This is a genomic window from Neotamlana laminarinivorans, assembly GCF_020523925.1.
In the GTDB taxonomy this organism is placed as follows: domain Bacteria; phylum Bacteroidota; class Bacteroidia; order Flavobacteriales; family Flavobacteriaceae; genus Neotamlana; species Neotamlana laminarinivorans.
The window spans coordinates 415,810-431,143 of record NZ_JAJAPW010000001.1 but is presented as its reverse complement, the minus strand read 5'-3'; the positions used below and the strand labels follow the sequence as shown (position 1 = coordinate 431,143).

15 protein-coding genes are annotated in these 15,334 nt (G+C 31.1%); 6 read left to right on the top strand and 9 right to left on the bottom strand.

What is annotated here, in order from left to right:
• Nucleotides 1–83: 83 nt before the first annotated feature.
• The gene (locus LG649_RS01985; RefSeq protein WP_226540380.1) at nt 84–1,424 is read right to left on the bottom strand and encodes a microtubule-binding protein; all 1,341 of its coding nucleotides are present in this window, start codon (nt 1,422–1,424) and stop codon (nt 84–86) included.
• A 206-nt stretch (nt 1,425–1,630) separates the two neighbouring features.
• Here LG649_RS01985 and LG649_RS01980 point away from each other — a divergent pair, with 206 nt between their 5' ends.
• From LG649_RS01980 to LG649_RS01970, 3 genes are all read left to right on the top strand, one after another.
• On the top strand, nt 1,631–2,425 hold the full coding sequence (locus LG649_RS01980) for an MBL fold metallo-hydrolase (RefSeq protein ID WP_226540378.1): 795 nt from the start codon (nt 1,631–1,633) through the stop codon (nt 2,423–2,425).
• Between the two features lie 63 nt (nt 2,426–2,488).
• Nucleotides 2,489–2,746 carry a hypothetical protein gene (locus LG649_RS01975; RefSeq protein ID WP_226540374.1) on the top strand — a complete coding sequence of 86 codons (258 nt, stop codon included), beginning with the start codon at nt 2,489–2,491 and terminating at the stop codon, nt 2,744–2,746.
• 20 nt (nt 2,747–2,766) lie between these two features.
• Nucleotides 2,767–2,943 carry a hypothetical protein gene (locus LG649_RS01970; protein WP_226540373.1) on the top strand — a complete coding sequence of 59 codons (177 nt, stop codon included), beginning with the start codon at nt 2,767–2,769 and terminating at the stop codon, nt 2,941–2,943.
• Nucleotides 2,944–2,980: 37 nt separating this feature from the next.
• Here the strand turns inward: LG649_RS01970 and ettA are convergent, their stop codons facing one another.
• Nucleotides 2,981–4,672, bottom strand: coding sequence for an energy-dependent translational throttle protein EttA (ettA, locus tag LG649_RS01965; RefSeq protein ID WP_226540372.1), 1,692 nt, complete (start codon nt 4,670–4,672; stop codon nt 2,981–2,983).
• Between the two features lie 41 nt (nt 4,673–4,713).
• A complete protein-coding gene (locus LG649_RS01960; RefSeq protein WP_226540371.1) occupies nt 4,714–4,896 on the bottom strand; it encodes a CAL67264 family membrane protein in 183 nt (60 codons plus the stop codon).
• 193 nt (nt 4,897–5,089) lie between these two features.
• Between LG649_RS01960 and LG649_RS01955 the strand changes: the two genes are divergently transcribed.
• The gene (locus LG649_RS01955; protein ID WP_226540370.1) at nt 5,090–6,271 is read left to right on the top strand and encodes an MFS transporter; all 1,182 of its coding nucleotides are present in this window, start codon (nt 5,090–5,092) and stop codon (nt 6,269–6,271) included.
• A 31-nt stretch (nt 6,272–6,302) separates the two neighbouring features.
• Here LG649_RS01955 and LG649_RS01950 read toward each other — a convergent pair whose 3' ends face one another.
• From LG649_RS01950 to LG649_RS01930, 5 genes are all read right to left on the bottom strand, one after another.
• Nucleotides 6,303–7,463 (bottom strand): OmpA family protein, encoded by a 1,161-nt coding sequence (locus LG649_RS01950; protein ID WP_226540369.1) that lies wholly within the window; start codon nt 7,461–7,463, stop codon nt 6,303–6,305.
• Between the two features lie 206 nt (nt 7,464–7,669).
• On the bottom strand, nt 7,670–8,398 hold the full coding sequence (locus LG649_RS01945; protein ID WP_226540367.1) for a pirin family protein: 729 nt from the start codon (nt 8,396–8,398) through the stop codon (nt 7,670–7,672).
• A 46-nt stretch (nt 8,399–8,444) separates the two neighbouring features.
• Entirely contained in the window at nt 8,445–8,882 is a 438-nt protein-coding gene (locus LG649_RS01940; protein ID WP_226540365.1) for a MarR family winged helix-turn-helix transcriptional regulator, read from the bottom strand.
• Nucleotides 8,883–8,885: 3 nt separating this feature from the next.
• Nucleotides 8,886–9,416 (bottom strand): NADPH-dependent FMN reductase, encoded by a 531-nt coding sequence (locus tag LG649_RS01935; protein ID WP_226540363.1) that lies wholly within the window; start codon nt 9,414–9,416, stop codon nt 8,886–8,888.
• Between the two features lie 4 nt (nt 9,417–9,420).
• Nucleotides 9,421–9,777, bottom strand: a complete 357-nt coding sequence (locus LG649_RS01930) for a DoxX family protein (RefSeq protein ID WP_226540361.1) — start codon at nt 9,775–9,777, stop codon at nt 9,421–9,423.
• A gap of 148 nt (nt 9,778–9,925) precedes the next feature.
• Here LG649_RS01930 and LG649_RS01925 point away from each other — a divergent pair, with 148 nt between their 5' ends.
• Together LG649_RS01925 and LG649_RS01920 are read left to right on the top strand one after the other, a co-directional pair.
• Nucleotides 9,926–11,554, top strand: coding sequence for an acyl-CoA carboxylase subunit beta (locus LG649_RS01925; RefSeq protein WP_226540359.1), 1,629 nt, complete (start codon nt 9,926–9,928; stop codon nt 11,552–11,554).
• A gap of 3 nt (nt 11,555–11,557) precedes the next feature.
• A complete protein-coding gene (locus LG649_RS01920) occupies nt 11,558–13,549 on the top strand; it encodes a DUF3352 domain-containing protein (RefSeq protein WP_226540357.1) in 1,992 nt (663 codons plus the stop codon).
• 1 nt (nt 13,550) lies between these two features.
• On the opposite strand, the gene sppA is transcribed toward LG649_RS01920, so the two are convergent.
• Nucleotides 13,551–15,314: a signal peptide peptidase SppA gene (gene sppA, locus LG649_RS01915; RefSeq protein WP_226540355.1), complete on the bottom strand. Its 1,764-nt coding sequence runs from the start codon at nt 15,312–15,314 to the stop codon at nt 13,551–13,553.
• Nucleotides 15,315–15,334 lie beyond the last annotated feature (20 nt).

Genomic DNA, 15,334 nt, shown 5'->3' with positions numbered 1-15,334 from the left:
AACAAACCCAGACTAACTATTTATTATTTTATTTTTAAAAAGATGACCTCTCCTTAAATTTTTAAGTTCTAATTGATGATTTATTAACTCAATAAATCATCATCACTTGAACTTGGTTTTGGTGCATCTGCAGGTTCTGCATCTCCAGCAGGTTTATTTGCATCGGCTTTATAATAATCTTCAAAAATTTCTTTCATATCAATACCATAGCGCTCTGCAAAATTCTTTTGAATTTCCCCATCTTTAGCGCGAATTTCTTGTAACGCTTCGGCATAACTACTGTATACGCCATTCATTACTTTTTCGTGTACCGGTATGTTGTCCATCATTTCTTGACGTGCTTTAGCACTAGCTGTATGCATTGAAGCTAAAGTTTGACCAATATGTTCATCGGTTTTTACACCTAAATGCTCTAAAATAGCAGCAAATTCTTGATCTGTTCTTGCTTTTAAAGCTACCACATACCCATCGTAATATTTTAAACGTTCTTCCGTATCACTTTTTAATTTTGCACGGTGTGTTTGTAAATTACTACGTAACGAGGTTAAAACCTTAATAGTTAAATTGTGTTTATGTACAAAGCTATCTTTACTAGCAGCTAATGTGGTATAAGCATTTTTTAAACCTTCAAGTTCCTCTACTTTTTGCTCAAGTTCTGTTACTTTACCAATAGCTTGGGCATAATCAGCAGATTGTTTATCGGCGATATCTTCAAGTTCTTGACGTGCTTGTTTTAATAAGGCGTATTGCTCTTCAAGTTTTGCTTCAACTTCTTTTTTCTTTTCTAAAGCTTTTGTGTGGTTTTTAGTCGCTTCAACAATAGCATCTTGCAACTTATCTTCTACTTCTTTAATTTCAACCTCACGATCTTTTAAACGTTTTACCGCAGCTTGCGATTTGTATGATAATTCCCCTAATAAGGTTTGCACATCAGCACTTTCAATACGTTCTTGAAACATCGCTTTTGCTTTGTTATCTGCTGCAGCTCTTGTTTTTTCGGCTACAGCTAATGCATCTTGAGCTTTTTTTATTTTACTTTTTCTTCCCCAAAGGTTATTCCACCAAGTATCAGGTTTTGCTTCGGCATCTTCAAGTTCAATTTTTGCACGTTCTAGGGCTTTTTGAGCATCATCTATTACTTTTTGTTCGGTAGCATTTAATGAAGAGAATTTTTCGAAAATTATACCTACTTCATCTTGATAATCGGTTAAATCTTTAATCGCATCAAGAAGCGTTGTTCTATCCTTTTCGGCCATATGTACTACATCATCAAGTGTAGCATTTAATATTTTTTGGCGTACTTCTGGATCATCTTCTTGAGATAGTTTAGATTTCATAGTGTCAATGGCTTTTCCCCAATTAACATCTACTTTTTCTGTTTTTTGGTTTGAAGAGGTTTCTAATAAATCAAAATCATCAGACATAGTCGTGGTTAGTGTTTAAGTTGAACAATTATACTGACAAGCAATTTCTGTAAAAAAAATGATTTGAAAAAGTAATTAAGAGTTACTTTATAATTTTTTCATAAAATTTTGCTGTTTACCTAATAAGTATAACAAAACTTTAAAATGTTACATTTTAAGATTCATATTTATTACATTAAATTTACTTAACTTAAAATATAATATTTATGAAAACTAATTTTTTACTAATATCAATTTGCATATTTACACTTGTAAGTTGTAAAAAAGAGAAAGATAAATCATCTGATTTACTAGTAAAAGCAACTAACAAAGAAATAAAAGTTGATGCGCCTAAAAAAGCTGAAATTTTTCCAATTGAACATGCTAGTACGGTAATAAAATATAAAGACAAAACTATTTTTTTAGATCCAACTCTTGGCGCAAAACCATACAAAAATTATGGTAACCCTGATTTTGTAGTTGTTACTGATATTCATGGTGACCACTTAAATTTTGAGACATTAAAAGCTTTAGACTTAAGTAAAGCTGTAATTATTGCTCCAAAGGCCGTACAAGAAAAAATATTACAAAACGGTATTACTACAGAAATTATTGTAATGAATAATGGCGATGTTAAAACAACTGATACATTTACCATTGAAGCTATTCCTATGTATAATTTACGAGAAGAAGCTTTAAAATTTCATAGTAAAGGGAGAGGCAACGGATACGTATTTACCTTTGGAAAAGAACGCGTTTATTTTTCTGGTGATACAGAAGATATTCCAGAAATGCGAAACTTAAAAAACATTGATCGTGCTTTTGTTTGCATGAACTTACCGTATACAATGACTGTAGAGAGTGCTGTTAGCGCAGTATTAGATTTTAAACCCAAAGAAGTATTACCATATCATTATCGAGGAACGAACGGTTTTAGTGATGTAGAAAAATTTAAAACTATGATTAATGAAGGGAATCCAGATATAAAAGTCACTCTACTTAACTGGTATTCAGAAAAATAATAATTAAAAAAGTAAGATTTTTACTTATATTTGCTTATTAAATAATCAACTAAATACTACGAAATGTTATTACCATTTGTAATTTCTTGTTTTATGCTTTCTTTGCTTTTAATTAATTTAAATACCCTAGCCACAGTTTTAATAATTCTATTTATATTTTTTGCATTTGTATTAATAACTGGAATTATAAAATCTGCAAAGCTTAAAAGAGAGAACGAAAAGTTGGAAAGAATGTCTAAAACTATTGAAGAGCAAAAAAACGAATATCAAGATTTTACAGAAGGCCATTTATATAGTAACAACAACCCCAAAACAGATTAAATATGGAAATTATTTATTTAGTGATATTTTTTGCAATCTTTATACCAATGGTTATTATTGGTAAGCGCCATTTATATGTTCATGAGCATGAGGCTTCAATAAGAAAGGAAATAAATAAGTTCGACGAAACCATTAAAACTATAGATGTGATTACCACTAAATCTGATTTCACCATAAGCAAGGATCATCTATATTAAATAATAAAAAAAAAGCCTGCTTTTGCAGGCTTTTTTATTAACGTACTAACTTTTTATATTTTATTCGTTTTGGCATTAAATCGCCACCTAAACGTTTCTTTTTGTTTTCTTCGTAATCGCTAAAACTACCTTCAAAGAAATATACTTGACTATCGCCTTCAAAAGCTAAAATATGTGTACAAATTCTATCTAAAAACCAACGGTCATGAGATATTACTACAGCACAACCCGCAAAATTTTCTAAACCTTCTTCTAAAGCACGAAGTGTATTAACATCCAGGTCGTTTGTTGGCTCATCTAATAATAATACATTGCCCTCTTCTTTAAGCGTCATTGCTAAATGCAAGCGGTTGCGCTCTCCTCCAGAAAGCAGCTTTACATTTTTGTTCTGCTCGCTTCCAGAGAAATTAAACCTGCTTAAATAGGCTCTAGAATTTACTTGTCGGCCACCCATCATTACTAATTCTTGCTCATCGCTAAAGTTTTGCCAAATTGTTTTTTCTGGATCAATATTAGAGTGACTTTGGTCTACGTAGGCTATTTTAGCGGTTTCACCAACTTCAAAAGCACCTTTATCTGGAGTTTCCTCGCCCATAATCATTCTAAAAATAGTGGTTTTACCAGCACCGTTTGGCCCAATAATACCAACAATTCCTGCTTGTGGTAAATTAAAGTTTAAATCTTCATATAATAATTTATCACCGTATCCTTTACTTACACCTTTAGCTTCAATTACATTTGTACCTAAACGCGGCCCATTAGGTATGTAAATTTCAAGTTTTTCGTCCAGTTGTTTTTGATCTTGACTTAATAATTTATCGTAATTTTTTAAACGTGCCTTTTGTTTAGTTTGTCGTCCTTTAGCACCTTGACGTACCCATTCTAACTCGCGTTCAAGTGTTTTTTGACGTTTAGAAGCACTTTTATTTTCTTGTGCTAATCGTTTAGATTTTTGATCTAACCAAGATGAGTAATTTCCTTTCCAAGGTATGCCTTCACCTCTATCTAACTCTAAAATCCAACCCGCAATATTATCTAAGAAATAACGGTCGTGTGTTACAGCAATTACAGTTCCTTTATATTGTGCTAAATGATGCTCTAACCAGTGTACCGATTCGGCATCTAAGTGGTTTGTTGGCTCATCTAATAACAAAACATCTGGTTCTTTTAAAAGTAAACGACATAAAGCTACACGGCGACGCTCACCACCAGATAATACAGCTATTTTTTTATCACCATCAGGCGTTCTAAGTGCATCCATAGCAATTTCAAGTTTGGTATCTAACTCCCAAGCATTGGCAGCATCAATTTGATCTTGAAGCTCAGCTTGACGGTTCATCAGCTTTTCCATTTTATCAGGATTGCTATAAACCTCTTCTAAACCAAACATATCGTTTATTTTGTTGTACTCATCTAGAATAGCAACAGTTTCTGAAGCACCTTCTTTAACAACTTCTAAAACAGTTTTTTCCTCATCAAGTTCTGGTTCTTGTTCTAAATAACCTACCGAATAATCTGAAGAAAATACTACATCGCCTTGATAATTTTTATCTACACCAGCTATAATTTTAAGTAACGTAGACTTACCTGAACCATTAAGACCTAAAATGCCTATTTTTGCTCCGTAAAAGAAGCTCAAATATATATTTTTAAGTACAGGTGTATTTGCGCTTTGAAACGTTTTAGTTACACCAGACATTGAGAAAATTATTTTTTTATCGTCGCTCACTATCTATATTTTTAATTAATTTAAAATTTTATTCCAAGCTTTTAAACTCTTCCTTTTAAAGCATTAAATACCCAAGCTATTGCAAAAAAACCAATACCTACAGATGCAAAACCCCAACCTGCAACTTCGTCGTACCTAAATGCACCTAGAGCAATTAAAGTCAATCCTACAAAAATCATTATCCATGTAGCCCATGCTAACACAGTATTCTTATTCATCGCCATTTTTGTTTATTATTTAGTTAAGAGTGCAAATATCGTTTTTTAAGTATATAATTCAATTAAAAAACTCTTGTTTTTTTGCGCATACACATATATTGGTGTTATAAATTAATATATTTCTAATTAACTTTTTATTAGCATTATTAATTCTTTAAAGCATTGTATTCCTACTAATTTTGCTTCTTAATTTTTTTATATGAATAAAGCATTATTATCATTAGCCATTGGAGGTTTTGGAATTGGTTTAACTGAATTTGTTATTATGGGTATTTTGCCAGATGTCGCAAATGCTTTTTCTGTAAGTATTCCAACAGCTGGTCATTTTATTTCTGCTTATGCTTTAGGGGTTGTTGTAGGCGCTCCTATTTTAACAGGTTTTGCTAGTAAATGGAATTCTAACAAAGCTTTAATTGGGTTAATGATTTGGTTTACTATATTTAATACTTTATCAGCTTTTGCTACAGGTTATTATTCCTTTTTAACTTTAAGATTTTTAGCTGCTTTACCGCATGGTGCTTTTTTTGGTATTGGTGCTGTTGTAGCTGGTAAATTGGCAAATAAAGGTAAAGAAGCACAAGGTATAGCGATAATGTTTAGCGGACTTACTATAGCAAATTTACTAGGTGTTCCTTTAGGAACTTATTTAGGTAAACATTTTAATTGGAGTATTTCGTTTTTAATGGTTGGTGTTGTTGGTATTTTAACTGTTATTGGGTTAAAATTTTGGATGCCAAGTATAAAAACATCTTCTGAGGGTACATTTAAAAGTGAATTTAAAGTATTTAAACGCCTGGAATTATGGCTAATAATTTTATTAACAACAATTGGTACTGGTGGCTTTTTTGCTTGGTACAGCTATATTGCCCCTTTAATTAGCGATGTTGCTGGGTATTCTAGTAGCATAGTGCCTTATGCTATGATTATTGCTGGTTTAGGTATGGTAATTGGTAACTTTATTGGAGCCAAATTAACCGAGAAATTTTCATTACTTACAACAGTAACACTTGTTTTATTTACAATGGTTTTCTGTTTAATATTAAACACATATTTAGCACATAATAAAATATTAGTTTTATTAATGACATTTTTAATTGGCGCTGTATCTTTTGCTATTTCTACACCAATTCAAATGCTTATAATAAAATCGGCTAAAGGATCTGAACGTTTAGGATCTTCGCTAAATCAAAGTGCATTTAATATTGGTAATGCTTCTGGTGCTTATTTTGCAGGCCTACCAATAGCAATGGGTTATGGTTTTACTTCTGCCGATTGGGTTGGTGCTGCTATGGCTGCTTGCGGTATTTTTATAGCTTTTACAATTTCTTTGTTAAGAAAAAACAATAAAATAGAAAAAGAAGCTATTATAAAACATAAATAACAGCTTCTTTTTAAATTATATTTTTAAAATTTTAGCGCTCTAGAACTTTAAACTCTGATCGTCTGTTTACTTTATGTTTATCTTCTGAGCATTTAACATGGTCATCACATTCGTTTAACAATTTATCTTCTCCATAAGCTTTACCAACTACATTTTCTGCTTTAACATCAAAGCTTAACAAATAATCTATAGTTGATTTTAAACGCTTTTCTGATAATTTCTGATTAAACTCTCTGGCTCCTCTAGAATCTGTATGCGCGCTAATTTCTATAACTAAATCTGGGTGAGCTTCTAAAATTTTAGCTAATTTTAAAATTGTTGGTCTTGACTCAGATTTTAATATTGCAGAACTAAAGCCAAAGCTAATTTTTTCTAAAGAACTTATTGCGTCTTTAATTTCTGCTAATTCTTTTGCTTTTGCTTCTTCCTCTTCTTTTTTAATTTTAGCTAATCTTGCTTTTTCTTCTTCTACAGCGAGTTGTTTTTGTCTTTCTTTTTCTTGTTGATTTGCAAAAGCTATAGAATCGTTTATTCGATCTTGCTCTAGTTTTTCAATTAACGCTAGTTTACTTTCACCATCTTCTGTTAGTTGTTTTTTTATATTAAACCTATACGAGATACCAGCAGTATATTGCTTGTAATTTGTAGCTGCAGATTTTGTAGACCATTTACCAGAAGCATTTAAATTTAAACCTATTTTTTCTGTAATCCACGCTCTAAATCCAATAGTTGCATTACCTGTATATCTTGACATGCCATCTATATTTGAATATCCGGGACCAATACCTATGTAAGGATCAAACCAACCGGTTTCTCCAATAAGTTTATTTAAGTCGTAATTTAACCTCATATCGAAAGAGAAAAAATCTAATTCATTATCTAAAATCTGACCATCAACTAACTTACCTTTATTATATTTTAAATATGAAGCCAAAGCCTCTACACCTAAACCATTACTAAAAAATTTACCGATACTCAATTGCGATGGATACGCAACAGCATTCCATGAAGACTTTATTGCTACTAAATCATCAAAAATAGCTCCAGAGTCATCAACAAAATTATAACCCGCAGATACCATCCAGTAACTTTTAGTAATAGAATCATTAACTGTTAACACTGGAGTTTGAGCTAAAACTGAATTTGAAATAAATAGTAATAGCAGTAAAAAAGTATTTTTAATGTGTTTCATGGCCTACGTGATTTGAGGATTATTCACTAACAAATTTTATCCAAAAAAAAATGCCTTAATAAAAAAAACTTTAAAAATATATTTTTTACCGTTTAACGGATTTTTGATTTTTTTTAATCGTTATTTTTTTTAATTCATCGTAGGTGAAAACAACAAAAGCATCGTTTTTACGATGCTTTATCTACTATTTTCAGAATTTTATAGAGCTATTTTAATTCTAGCATTGGTACTTCAATAAATAACAATTCACTATCAGTATTGGCTTTAATATTTACATTTTTAGTTTGTATAAAGCCCATAGCATCTCTATTGTTTATTTTATTACTTTCTATTTCTAATTCACCTGAAATATTCATTATATATAATCCGTATACATCACTTTTAAGTTTATAATTAAACTCAAAACCTTTTGTTAAATCGATTCGAGATATTTTTGCATCTTGATGAATTTTTAAACTTTCTGAATCTTCATCTTCAAAAGAGGTTACTAAAGTTTGAAGTTTATTTTTTCTATCTTTAAATGAAAATGATTTTTGATCGTATCTTGGTGAAACTCCTTGTTCTTCAGGAATAATCCAAATTTGAAATAAACTTAAATATTCATTATTTGATCCGTTTATTTCAGAATGTTCTACACCTGTTCCAGCACTCATAACCTGTACTTCGCCAGGAACTACTGGAATCCATTCATCACCCATATTATCTCTGTGTTTTAAAACACCTTTTAAAGGTATGGTAATGATTTCCATGTTTTCATGTGGATGTGTTCCAAAACCCATTTTAGGAGCAATAATATCATCATTTAAAACACGTAGTGCCCCGAAGTGCATACGGTCTTGATTGAACCATCTAGCAAAACTAAACGAATGATTGGCTTGTAACCAACCATGATTTGCAAAACCACGTGTATCTGCTTTGTGAAATATTGTTTTCATTTTTATTTGTATCCTTTCATTATTTTAGAACTCAAAAACTATAGTTTTACCTAAGTTTATCTAATAAATCACTTAGTTGTTCGGCTTCTTCGTTGCTTAAGTTCTTTAAAATATCAACTTTATTATCCTTGTCTATGTCTTTTAAAAGGTTTAAGCCTTGGTGGGTAATTTCAATATGTACCACTCGCCTATCGTTAGGACACGGCAATCTGTTAATATAATTTTTATCGAAAAGCTTATCCATTAACCTTGTGGCATTCGGTGCACGTTCCACCATGCGTTCTTTAATATTTTGCACTTTTAAAGGTTCTTCCGCTCCGCGTAAAATTCGTAATACATTAAATTGCTGTGGTGATATTCCGTAGGTTTTAAAATAATCGTTTTGTAAACTATTAATCCAATTTGCTGTGTAAATAACATTTATTAATGCTTTTACTTTAGCGTTTGGAAATTTCGATTTTATATCTTTTGAAATATCTCCCATAATTTAAAGTACTTTTTGAAACTGCTTTACTGAGTTTTTAAGTTGTGTATCTAAATCCTCATTAACAATTTTTCCATCTTTAAAGTTTTCGCTAAAAAATGGCAAAGAAAATGTTTCGATAATATTACCATCGTGAAAAGGAAAACGGCCTTTGGCAATGTCTAACACAGTTTGTCCACCACGACCACCTGGTGATGTTGCCATTAAAAGCATAGGCTTGTTAAAAAACAATTTACCTTCGATGCGCGATAACCAATCGAAAGCATTTTTAAAAGCAACAGAATATGCGCCGTTATGTTCGGCTAACGATAATACAATTCCATCGGTGTTTTTTAAAATGTTTAATAATTTGTGTGCATCGTCTGGAATACCCGCTTCACTTTCTAAATCTGTTCCGTATAGCGGTAAATTATAATCGTTTAAATCTAATGCATTTACTTCTACACCTTCAACCAAACTAGAAGCATAAATGGCTAATTGTTTATTTATTGAGGTTTTACTATTGCTTCCGGCAAAAGCTATTATGTTTTTCATATTACTAGTTGTTTGTTCTTTTATTAAATATGTAAGATACAATTAATGCAACAAAGGCAATAATTGCGGTACCTTGTTGACCATCGTTTACCATGACGTGTGCAAAAAAGGCCAATATAAAAGCAAAGAAATAACCAGCATAGGCCCATTCTTTTAAAACTTTAAATTTTGGACTCCAAATCGCAATTAAACCTAATAATTTTAGCGTTGCATAAGGATAAATTATATATGTTGGATAGCCAAAATGTTTAAAAGCTTCAGAAATAGCATCATGTTTAAAAAAGTACATGCTCGCCGAAAAAAGCATAATTGCAGTAAGTAAACCTGTAGAAATGTAATAAATAATCTTGTTCGTTTTCATTTTATATAAATTTTATACTGCAAAATTACTTTAAATATACTTATATTCCAAGGAATATATTTCCATGTAATATAATTTTGATTTTTCATTAACAATTTCGATTAACTTTATTACAATATTTTATAATTTAGCACAAACTGAAATTTCAATGGACATCAACTTCAATAAAAACGAAGATCATAACAAACTTTTACTAAGTGTACTAAAAAAAAAGCTTACCAAAGTAAAACTAGGTGGCGGTAAAACTAGAATAGAAAAACTTCGTGCTAAAGGTAAACTTACCGCTAGAGAACGCATTGATTATCTATTAGATAACAACAAAAACTCTATTGAAATTGCGGCTTTTGCTGGCGAAGATATGTATACCGAACATGGTGGTTGCCCTTCTGGTGGTGTGGTTGTAAAAATTGGTTTTGTAAAAGGAAAACAATGTATTATTGTTGCAAATGATGCCACTGTTAAAGCAGGAGCTTGGTTTCCTATTACTGGAAAAAAGAATTTAAGAGCTCAAGAAATCGCTATAGAAAATAAATTACCAATAATTTATCTTGTTGATTCTGCTGGCGTTTATTTACCTATGCAAGACGAAATTTTTCCTGATAAAGAACATTTTGGACGCATTTTTAGAAACAACGCTATTATGAGCAGTATGGGCATAACCCAAATTGCTGCTGTTATGGGTAGCTGTGTTGCAGGTGGCGCCTACTTACCTATTATGAGCGACGAAGCCTTGATTGTAGATAAAACAGGAAGTATTTTTTTAGCTGGAAGTTATTTGGTTAAAGCTGCTATTGGAGAAAGTATCGATAACGAAACCCTTGGAGGAGCTACAACACATTGCGAAATTTCTGGTGTAACAGATTATAAGGCTAAAGATGATAAAGATGCACTTGATAAAATAAAAAATATTATTGATAAAATTGGCGATTACGATAAAGCTGGTTTTAATCGCACCGATTCTAAAAAACCAAAAGAAAATCCGCAAGATATTTATGGTATTTTACCAAAAAGTCGTGCCGATCAATATGATATGAACGACATCATTAAGCGTTTAGTTGATGATTCAGAATTTGAAGAATACAAAGCAGGCTTCGGGCAAACCATTATTACTGGATATGCTAGAATTGATGGTTGGGCCGTTGGTATTGTGGCTAACCAACGCAAACTAGTTAAAACTAAAAAAGGCGAAATGCAATTTGGTGGTGTAATTTATAACGATAGCGCCGATAAAGCCACCCGTTTTATTGCTAATTGTAACCAAAAAAAGATTCCGTTAGTATTTTTACAAGATGTTACCGGCTTTATGGTGGGCAGTAAAAGCGAACATTCTGGCATTATAAAAGATGGTGCAAAAATGGTAAATGCTGTAGGTAATTCGGTGGTTCCAAAATTCACTATTATTATAGGAAACAGTTACGGCGCCGGTAATTATGCCATGTGTGGTAAAGCCTACGACCCACGATTAATTGCTGCATGGCCAAGCGCAGAACTTGCCGTAATGAGTGGAAACTCTGCTGCAAAAGTACTTTTACAAATAGAAACCGCTTCTTTAAAAAAGAAAGGTGAAGAAATAACCAAAGAAAAAGAAGAAGCCCTTTACAATAAAATTAAAGCTAAATACGATACCCAAGTATCGCCATATTATGCTGCGGCAAGACTATGGACAGATGCAATTATCGATCCACTAGATACCAGAACTTGGATTAGTATGGGTATTGAAGCTGCTAACCACGCCCCTATTGAAAAACCTTTTAATATGGGAGTTTTACAAGTTTAATAAATGAAAAAAAAACATCTTTTAATTACAGGTTTATTTGCTATAATTAGTTTAATAATATATTTGTTTTACCTTTTTTATGTTGATAATAATGACAACATAAAATCTGTTTACCTAATTCCTGAAGATGCTGTTTATATTCTTGAAACCCAAAAACCGCTAGACGATTGGAATGCAATAAGCGAAAGCCCAATTTGGAAACACTTAAATACCAATAGTTACTTTAATGAACTATCTGAAAATTTAAACACACTCGATACTATTTTTAAAAAAGAGCAAACGCTTTTAAGCTATATTGGCAATCGAGAAATTTTAATTTCTGCCCATGTTTATTCGCCTAAAAAATATAGCTTTTTATACGCCGTAGACTTACAAAAAATAGCAAAATTAAACATTGTAAAAACACATTTAAATACTTTTGTAAATGATGATTTTAAAGTAAGTAACCGTGCTTACCATCAGCATGAAATAATTGAAATTTACAGTAATGTAACTCGAGAAACTTTGTACATAAGCTTTATTAAAAATCAAATGATTTTATCTTACGTACATACTTTAGTTGAAGCATCAATAGACCAATACAACGAACCCAAAATTGGTAGAGATTTAAATTTTATTGAAGTTAATAAAGAAGTTAATGATGGTAATTTATTCCGATTATTCTTCAATTTTAAATATTTAAACGATTTTAGTAATGTATTTTTTAATGAAGAAACCGAATACATTAAAACCTTAAACAATAGTTTAAATTGGAGCGGATTTAGTTTTAATATTGATAAGGAAAATAACATTATTGCAAACGGCGTTACTAAAACAAATACAAACGCTTCTATTTATTTACAAGCCTTACAAAAATCGGGTACATCAAAACGTAGTATTTACAATATTGCACCTAAACAAACAGCATTATACACCAGTTTTACATTTAGTAGTTTTTCTGAATTTTACAGCAATTTTGAAGCTATACAAAAAGAAAATCCTGAACAATTTAAAAACTATTTAGATGGTACAGAACAAATTGAAAATTTCTTAAATATCAATTTAAAAGAACACTTTTTTAGTTGGATTGATGATGAAATGGCATTACTGCAAATGCAATCTTCCGTTAGTAAATCTACTAAAGATGTGGCTTTAGTTTTAAAAACTAAAGATGTAGATGATGCTACAGAAAATTTAAACTATATATTAAATCAAATAAAAAAACGGAGCCCAGTAAAATTTAAAACTGTTAATTATTTAGCACATGATATTAATTATTTATCTATAAAAAGCTTCTTTAAAGTAATACTTGGTAACCTATTTAAAAACATTGAAAAACCTTATTATACGGTAATTGATGATTTTGTAGTGTTTAGCAATAACCCCAACACTTTAAAAACCATTATAAAAAATTATACCGAAAAAGAAACGTTAGCTTTCTCTAACGATTTTATAGATTTTAATGATCATTTTGATAGTAGAACATCTGTTTTTACCTATGCAAATACTCCATTTCTTTATAAAAATCTGTATCAATTTGCAGATGCTTCAACAAAACAGAGTTTAACTAAAAACAAGGACTATTTTATCTGTTTTCCACAAATTGGATTTCAATTATCACCAGAAAAAGATTTTTTTGAAAGTCGTATAGCTATTAGTTATTTAGATATTGAATTGGTTAAAGAGAAGTACCAAATAAAAAATATAACAAAATCAACAAAAAATAATAGTTTAACTGAAAAAGAGCTAACGGATAAAATGAATGTTGATGCTGTATTTAATATTCCTGAAATATATCCAAACGATTTAACAGCCAAATATTTTAGCAGAAAATACAGTAATGGTGAAACAAGGTTTTCAGTTGAATTAAAAGATGGTAAACCGCATGGTAAATATTTTAGCTATTACAAAAACGGTAAATTAAAAATAAGCGGTAAATATAAAAATGGCGCACAAAGTGGAACTTGGCGCGCCTATGATTTTAATGAAGATCAGGTTTTAAGAAAACGGTTTTAGCTTATTTTATTTCAGTATCGAAAGGGAATAATAATTGAATTCCTTTTTTCTCTGAAATGGCTTTTACTTTCTTGTACATTTTATATTGCTCCTCGCCTAATTCTTCTTTTAGTAAGGTTTCTTTTGCTTTTACAATTCCGAAACTTTCTAGTATTTTGTCTAGATCTTTTTCAAAAATTGGGTATTCTACTTTTCTATATTCGCTTAGTTCTGCAACTTCAGCCGCGTATTTTAACGCTAAATCTAAACCACCTAATTCATCAACCAAACCAATATTTAAAGCATCGGCACCCGTCCAAACTCGCCCTTGTGCAATGGCTTCAACTTGGTCTCTAGTTAAATTTCTACCATCAGAAACACGTTTTGTAAATAAATCATATATATCTAAAACACCTTCTTTAATAAATGCACGCTGCATATCGTCTAAAGGCTCAAAAAAGCTATACGTAACGGCGTTTTCGTTAGTTTTAACTTGTTCTGCATTAATACCAATATTATCGGCTAAAGTTTTTCCGTTTGGCAACATACCAAACACACCTATACTTCCGGTAATTGTAGTTGGTTCGGCTATAATTTTATCGGCATTACAAGCTATATAATAACCACCCGAAGCTGCTAAATTACCCATTGAAACAATAACTGGCTTTACTTTTTTGGTAAGTTCTATTTCACGCCAAATAAGCTCGCTTGCCAAAGCGCTACCTCCTGGTGAGTTAATTCTTAAAACTACGGCTTTAATTTTATCGTCTTTTCTTGCTTTTTGTAATGATTTTGTCATGGTACCTTGACCAATTGTATTTTCGTCGCCTTCACCATAAATAATATCGCCTTCGGCATAAATAACTGCAATTTTACTAGCACTATAATTTACAGGTATTTTTGTTGCTGCATATTGCGCGTAATCTTTAATTGTTATAGTCTCTAACTCTTTGGTTTCATCAACTCCAATAGCTTGCTTAATGGCATAAACATACTCGTCGTGATAGGCTATTTTATCAATTAATCCATTTGTTAGAGCTAGGTTTGGGTTTCTTCCTAACAGACTATCTGCAATAGTATTTAAGGTTTCAACAGGAATATTTCTACTTACAGAAATATCGTTTTTAATTTCAGTCCAAAGTGAAGATAAATACGCGTTTATTTGCTCTCTGTTGTTATCGCTCATTACATTATCAAGATAAGGCTCTACAGCACTTTTGTATTTTCCTAGACGGATAACTTCCATTTTTAAACCCGTTTTTTCTTGAAAATCTTTAAAATATAAATGCTCGCTGTATAAACCTTTAAACTCCAACATTCCAGCAGGGTTTATGTAAACCGTATCGGCAACAGAACTTAAATAATAATCTTTTTGAGTAAAAATATCGGCGTAAGCCACAACAAATTTACCAGATTCTTTAAAATCTTGTAATGCTTTACGAAGCTCTTTGGTTTGGGTTATACCGGCGTTTATAAAATTATTATCAATCGAGATACCTTTAATATTTTTATCTGTTTTCGCATATTCTATAGCACTTATGATATTAAAAAGTCCGTTTTTTTCGTGCTCATCAAGAAAAGGGTACTCCGGAAAAACTATTTTACCAGCATAATCTTTAATTGGGAAATCTAACTTAAGCTCTAGCACAGAATTCACCTTGGGTTTTACCATTTCATCTTGTCCTGAACCAAAAAGCATACCTATGGCTAGAATGCCCAAAAAGCATAAAATTAGAAATACAATAATACCGATAACGGTAGAGAAAACACGTTTTAAAAAATTCATAAGTAATTATAATTTAAACT

Bases quoted from the DNA above. Each gene is read 5' to 3' on its own strand.
- LG649_RS01960 (WP_226540371.1), bottom strand. From the start codon at position 4,896: ATGGCGATGAATAAGAATACTGTGTTAGCATGGGCTACATGGATAATG.
- LG649_RS01945 (WP_226540367.1), bottom strand. From the start codon at position 8,398: ATGAAAACAATATTTCACAAAGCAGATACACGTGGTTTTGCAAATCAT.
- LG649_RS01935 (WP_226540363.1), bottom strand. From the start codon at position 9,416: ATGAAAAACATAATAGCTTTTGCCGGAAGCAATAGTAAAACCTCAATA.
- LG649_RS01975 (WP_226540374.1), top strand. From the start codon at position 2,489: ATGTTATTACCATTTGTAATTTCTTGTTTTATGCTTTCTTTGCTTTTA.
- LG649_RS01925 (WP_226540359.1), top strand. From the start codon at position 9,926: ATGGACATCAACTTCAATAAAAACGAAGATCATAACAAACTTTTACTA.
- LG649_RS01920 (WP_226540357.1), top strand. From the start codon at position 11,558: ATGAAAAAAAAACATCTTTTAATTACAGGTTTATTTGCTATAATTAGT.
- LG649_RS01940 (WP_226540365.1), bottom strand. From the start codon at position 8,882: ATGGGAGATATTTCAAAAGATATAAAATCGAAATTTCCAAACGCTAAA.
- LG649_RS01955 (WP_226540370.1), top strand. From the start codon at position 5,090: ATGAATAAAGCATTATTATCATTAGCCATTGGAGGTTTTGGAATTGGT.
- LG649_RS01980 (WP_226540378.1), top strand. From the start codon at position 1,631: ATGAAAACTAATTTTTTACTAATATCAATTTGCATATTTACACTTGTA.
- LG649_RS01985 (WP_226540380.1), bottom strand. From the start codon at position 1,424: ATGTCTGATGATTTTGATTTATTAGAAACCTCTTCAAACCAAAAAACA.
- sppA (WP_226540355.1), bottom strand. From the start codon at position 15,314: ATGAATTTTTTAAAACGTGTTTTCTCTACCGTTATCGGTATTATTGTA.
- LG649_RS01950 (WP_226540369.1), bottom strand. From the start codon at position 7,463: ATGAAACACATTAAAAATACTTTTTTACTGCTATTACTATTTATTTCA.
- LG649_RS01930 (WP_226540361.1), bottom strand. From the start codon at position 9,777: ATGAAAACGAACAAGATTATTTATTACATTTCTACAGGTTTACTTACT.